General features: G+C 68.6%; 4 protein-coding genes. 1 reads left to right on the top strand and 3 read right to left on the bottom strand.

From position 1 onward, the window contains the following. From FV228_RS19195 to FV228_RS19185, 3 genes are all read right to left on the bottom strand, one after another. The coding region (locus FV228_RS19195; RefSeq protein ID WP_147856081.1) for a response regulator at positions 1-443 on the bottom strand (443 nt) is incomplete at its 3' end. Positions 444-507: 64 nt separating this feature from the next. Further along, positions 508-2,106 carry a chemotaxis protein CheW gene (locus FV228_RS19190; protein WP_147856080.1) on the bottom strand — a complete coding sequence of 533 codons (1,599 nt, stop codon included), beginning with the start codon at positions 2,104-2,106 and terminating at the stop codon, positions 508-510. A gap of 31 nt (positions 2,107-2,137) precedes the next feature. Further along, complete coding sequence (locus FV228_RS19185) at positions 2,138-4,069, bottom strand: methyl-accepting chemotaxis protein (RefSeq protein ID WP_147856079.1); 1,932 nt, start codon at positions 4,067-4,069, stop codon at positions 2,138-2,140. A 694-nt stretch (positions 4,070-4,763) separates the two neighbouring features. Here FV228_RS19185 and FV228_RS19180 point away from each other — a divergent pair. Next, on the top strand, positions 4,764-5,365 hold a 602-nt coding region (locus FV228_RS19180), incomplete at its 3' end, for a PAS domain-containing protein (RefSeq protein ID WP_187277817.1).

The following is a 5,365-nucleotide window of genomic DNA, read 5'->3' as shown; positions in this document are numbered from 1 at the left end:
CGTTGGCGCTGGGCGGCCAGGCGCCCGCGCAGGCCGGTGCTGCGGCGGACCCGGGTGGTCGCGGCGCTGCGGATCTTCATCAGGAGTTCGCGGTGGATCCGGTCGATCGACAGGGAGATCGTGCCGCCGGGCTTCTGCACGAAGTCCACCGCCCCGAGGCTCAGCGCCTGCAGGGTCGTCTCGGCACCTTGCTCGGTCAGCGACGAGACCATCACCACCGGCCGCGGATCCTCGCTCATGATCCGCGACAGGCAGGTGATCCCGTCCATCTCGGGCATGTTGACGTCGAGGGTGATCACGTGCGGATCGAAGGTCCGCAGCGCCTCCAGGACCTCGACGCCGTTGCGGGCCGTCTGGACCGTGAAGCCGCCCGCCGACTCGAGGAGCTGCGTGAGGTGCCTGCGCATCAACGCGGAATCATCGGCCACGAGGGCTCGGATCATGCGGGGTCTCGCCAGGGTGACGGAATGAGGGGGCGTCGGGCCGGGCCGGGGCCCGGACCCGCGCTCAATGGGTGCTGAGCCGGACGGCGGCGGCTTCCTGGGTGTCCAGGAGCTGCATCGTGTCGAGCAGCAGCACCATGCGCTTCTGGCTCTCCAGGTTGGCGACCCGGCGGATCAGGCGCGTCTGCGCGTCCGACAGGTTGGGCGCCTCGCCGATCGCCTTGGCCGAGATCCGCATCACCTCCGAGACCGAATCGACGATGAAGCCGGTCTGGACGCCGCGGACGGTGAAGACCATGATCCGCTGGCGGTCGTTGCGCTCCGCCTCGGCGAGGTTGAAGCGGCGGCGCTGGTCCACCACCGGCAGCACGATGCCGCGCAGGTTGATCACCCCCTCCACGAAGGACGGCGCCTTCGGGATCCGGGTCAGCTCGTCCGGCACCCGGACGATCTCCTGCACGGCCTCGATCGGCACGCCGTATTCCTCGCCCATCAGGCGGAACACCACGAACTGCTCCTCGTCGGCGGCGTCCTGGCGCTCGTCCCCGTCCTGTCGTCCGTCGGCGCTCATGCCCTCGTTCTCCGTGGCGGCGAGCTTGCGCAGCTCGGTGGTGTCGAACATCTTCTCGACCGACAGGACGGAGACCAGCCGCCGTCCCTCCTGCAGCCGGCAGATCGCCTGGATCTCGTCCATGCCGCCGTCCTGGGACAGCAGGGCCGGCATCGCCTCGACGAGGTTGCGGCTGACCCGCAGCACCTCCTTGACGCTGTCCATCACGACGCCGACCGACAGGGTGCCGCCCTCGCCCAGCGACACCACCACGACCTTGTTGGTCTCGCTGAATTCCTTGGCCTGCAGGCCGAACATCTCGCGTAACGACACGAGCGGCAGCAGGCGGTTGCGCAGGGTGATCACCCCGAGCACGTGGGCGGGCGCGTTCGGGACGTGGGTGAGGCGCTCGGGCAGCTGCACGATCTCCTGCACCCGCTCGATCGGGAAGGCGTATTCCTGCCCCGCCACCTCGAAGCTCACGAGCTGGTCCTCGTCGGCCTCGACCTCGGCCCGGGCGGACGAAGCCGCGTCGGCGGCCTGCACCTGGCCGGCGGCCCGGCGGACCTTTGTGGCGATCTGGCTGAACTCGCGGCTCACCAGCTGGGCCGCGTCCAGGATCATCACCATGGACCGGCCGTCCTCGCCCTTGATCATCCCGGTCAGGAGGCTGGTGTCGACGCTGCCCTCGATCGCCGAGGTCGGCTCGATCCGGTCGGGATCGACGGTCACGACGTTGGCCATCCGGTCGACCACGAGGCCGATCGGATTGCCCTGGTCGAGCACCACCACCCGGGTGGCGTCGTCGTTCAGCACCGGCGGGAAGGCGAACACGTCCCGGAGGTTGAGGACCGGCAGGACCGTGCCGCGCAGGTTGGCCAGCCCCAGCAGCGAGGGGGGGCTGAATGGCACCCGCACCACCTCGGGGATCCGGATGATCTCCTGCACGTCGGCCAGCGCGACGGCGAACATCTCCGTCTCGACGTGGAAGATCACGAACTGACGGGCCTCGCTGCGGCCCTCCGCCAGTTCGGGCCGCGCGGCGGCGTCGGCCAGATCGGGCGTGAACCCGGAATCCAGCGCCTGCACCGCCTGAGCTGCTGCGTTTGCCATGGTCGGTCTCTCGCTCCCCGGGCGGTTCGGCTCAGGCGGCCTGGAGCTCGTCGGCGAGCGAGGCGATCTCCTCGATCGCGGCGGCGAGCTGCTCGGCGCCCTTGCCCTGCTCGCTGGCGGCGATCCCGGCCTCGGCGGAGGTCCGCGCCGCCTGCTGGGCCGCGGCGGCGACCTGCTCGATCGCGGTCTGGACCTCACGGACCATGCGGGTGATGCCGTCGGCGCCGGTCAGGATCTCCCGGTTGCCGCCCAGCACCTCGGCCATGTCCTTGATCACGGTGTCGAAGTTGCGGGAGATGGCGCCGCTCTTCTCGACCTCGCTGGCGGCTCCGTCGGCGATCTCCTGGATATCGCCGCGCACGAACACGATCGTGTCCTGGATGGCCTTGACCGTGTCCTTGATCCGCTCGGCGTTCTCGGCGGAATCCCGGGCGAGGTTGCGGATGTCCGTCGAGACGACGGCGAACCCCTTGCCGAACTCGCCGGCGCGGGCCGCCTCGACCGAGCCGTTGACCGCCAGCATGTTGGTCTGGATCGAGACCGTGGTGATCGCGTCCACGATCTTGTCGATGCGCCGGCTGACCTGCTCCAGGGCGGCGACCTGATCGCGGCTGACGCGGCCCGCCTCGACGGATTGCTGCAGGCCCTCCATCATCGCGTCGACCAGGGTCTTGTTCTCGGCCAGCGACTCCGAGATCACCTGCGCCTTCTCCACGGCGGCGGCCGCCAGGGTCTGGGTCACCTGGGCGCGCCGCTCGATCTGCGCGATCGCCGCCGAGGATTGCTGGGTCGCGGCCGATTGCTGCTGCGCCCCCTTGGTGATCTCGTCGAGGGCGATCGTGACCTGTCCGGCGGCGCGGTTGATCTCCTCGACGGCGCTGGACAGCTCTTCCGCCGCGGAGGCGACCTCCTCGGCGCTCTTGCCGATGTTGGTGCTGTTCTTCAGCTCCTCGGCCAGGCCGGACAGCTCCTGGGCGGCGTCCTCGCTCTGCGACAGGGCCGTGGTCTGCTGCTCGACCATCTTGCTGGCCTCCTGACAGGCCGCGCTCTGCTCCTCGGCCGCGGCCGCGATGATCTCCGCGCCCTTCTGCGCCTCCGTGGCCGCGGTGGCCGATTCCTCGGCGGCGCTGGCCAGCTCGTTGCAGCTCTCGATGATCTCGGCCATGTCGGTGCGGACCCGCGCGAGCTGGCCGCTGACCGCCCGGCCGGTCTCGACCTGGGAGCGGGCCGAGGTCGCCGACTGGCTGATCCCGTCGGCCGCGACCTTCACGTCGGCCTGGATCTGCGCCACGAGCGCCTGGATGTCGCGGGCGGATTTTTCGCTGGTCTCGGCCAGGGTGCGCACCTCGTCGGCGACCACCGCGAAGCCCTTGCCGTGCTGGCCGGCCCGGGCCGCCTCGATGGCGGCGTTCAGCGCCAGCAGGTTGGTCTGGTCGGCGATCCGGGCGACCGCCTTCACGATCTCGCCGATGGCGCTGGCCTGCCGGTCGAGCTCCTCGACCAGCTTCACCGAGGCCTCCTGGCGCTCGGAGGCCTTGACGATGGCCGCGACCGACGCGCCGATCTGCGCGGCGGTCTCGACCACGAGACCGGACAGGGCCTCGGTCTTGCGCAGCGAGTTGGTGGCGTTCTCCTTGGCGGCCTGGATCAGGACCCCGCCCTGGTTCACCGCCTTCATGGTCTCCTGGGCGGCGCCCGCGGCCTCCTCGGCGCCGACGCCGATCTGCTCGGAGGCCTTGCGCAGCTCCTCGGCCGCGGCCGCCGCCTCGGCGATCCCGCTGGACAGCTCGGCGGTGGCCGAGGCGATCCGCTCGGCGGCCTTCTGCTGGCGCGCGAAGGTCCGGGCCTTGCGCTTCTCCGCCTCGGCGACGAGGTGCGATCGACCCGGGGAGGCCGACACGCTCTCCCGGGGGGCGGTCGCGGCCGGGATGGAGTGGATGGCGGATTTCTTCGCGAGAGCCATGTGTCGACGCCTTGGTATCGGGGTCAAAGGGTTTCCCGGTCCTCGGGAGGAGCCGGTGTGTTGGTATTCAGATCGGCATGTGACGGGTGTGCTGGTTTTCGGGCCGAGCCGAGATGTTGTTTGCTGTTATAAACTACAATTTGATTTAGTTCCTGATCATGTGAATAGAATGTGACATACATAAACTAATGAGATCATAATTCTTATCCAAAATGCGTCGAGCCACAAGGTTTTTTCTGAATGAAATCTGCTCAGCGAATTCCTTAAATTTTACTCGACGCACTGGTCTTGATCAGAATCGGTTCATTTAGCCAACGGGTCCCTGGACCGCTGCGGATCACTCGCGGAGACTGCGATGGCCTGGACGCGATCAAGAACTTTAAGTAGACGGCCCGTCGGCCGCTGGCGCCCGAGCCGACCGCCCGGACCTCACGGGATGGGGCGCCCGGGGTCATGCCGGCACCGCAGCGAAGCAATGCTCAGCTTGAGCTAGCGGAGAAGGTCGCGGCTGCGTTACAAGATCCGGGAATGGAATACTGTTCGGCGGGCATCGTCGCGCACTAAATATAGATCTTTATAGGGCCTGATCTGATCGTTAGATGCTGATTTTGAGTCATTTTAGATGAAGCATGATCCTGTTTCGGCGTTCGATAATGATAATATTGCAGAGGAAATTCCGCTCTCGTCTTACCAGATGCTGAAGCTGGTCGAGGAGCGCGGCGGGGTCGGCTTCTGGTCGATCGAGATCGCGACCCGCCGGCTTTGGGGCTCCCAGGGATTCCACCGGGTGACCGGGCTTCCGCCCGCGGACGACCTGCGCAGCCTGTGCCGCCGGCTGATCCATCCCGACGACCAGGCCGCCCAGGCTGACCTTTGGGACCTGATCCAGCTCGGCCATGCGGTCGAACGGGAATTCCGGATCATCCGGCCCGACCAGACGGTCCGGTGGGTCGCCCTGAAGACGGACGTGGTGCTCGGGCCCGATGCGCGGCCCGCGCGCACGGACGGCGTCCTGCTCGACACGACGGCGACGCACGAGGCCCGGCAGATCGCGGCCTGGATGCAGGGTCGCCAGACCGGCGTGCTGCGCGCGATCACCGCCGCGACCTGGTCGGCCCATCCCGCCGGGGAGATCGAGATGGCGGCCGGCTGGGACCGCCTGACCGGGCAGACGGCCACCGAGATGGCCGGGCTCGGCTGGCTCGACGCGCTGCATCCCGACGACCGCCGGGCCGCCCTGGCCGCCTGGGAGGCCGCCCGGACCACCGGCGCGCCCTACCGCGCGGAGTACCGCAT

This window comes from Methylobacterium sp. WL18, from assembly GCF_008040015.1.
GTDB lineage: Bacteria > Pseudomonadota > Alphaproteobacteria > Rhizobiales > Beijerinckiaceae > Methylobacterium > Methylobacterium mesophilicum.
Note: the sequence above shows the minus strand (reverse complement) of the source record. Positions and strands in the feature narration are given on the sequence as shown.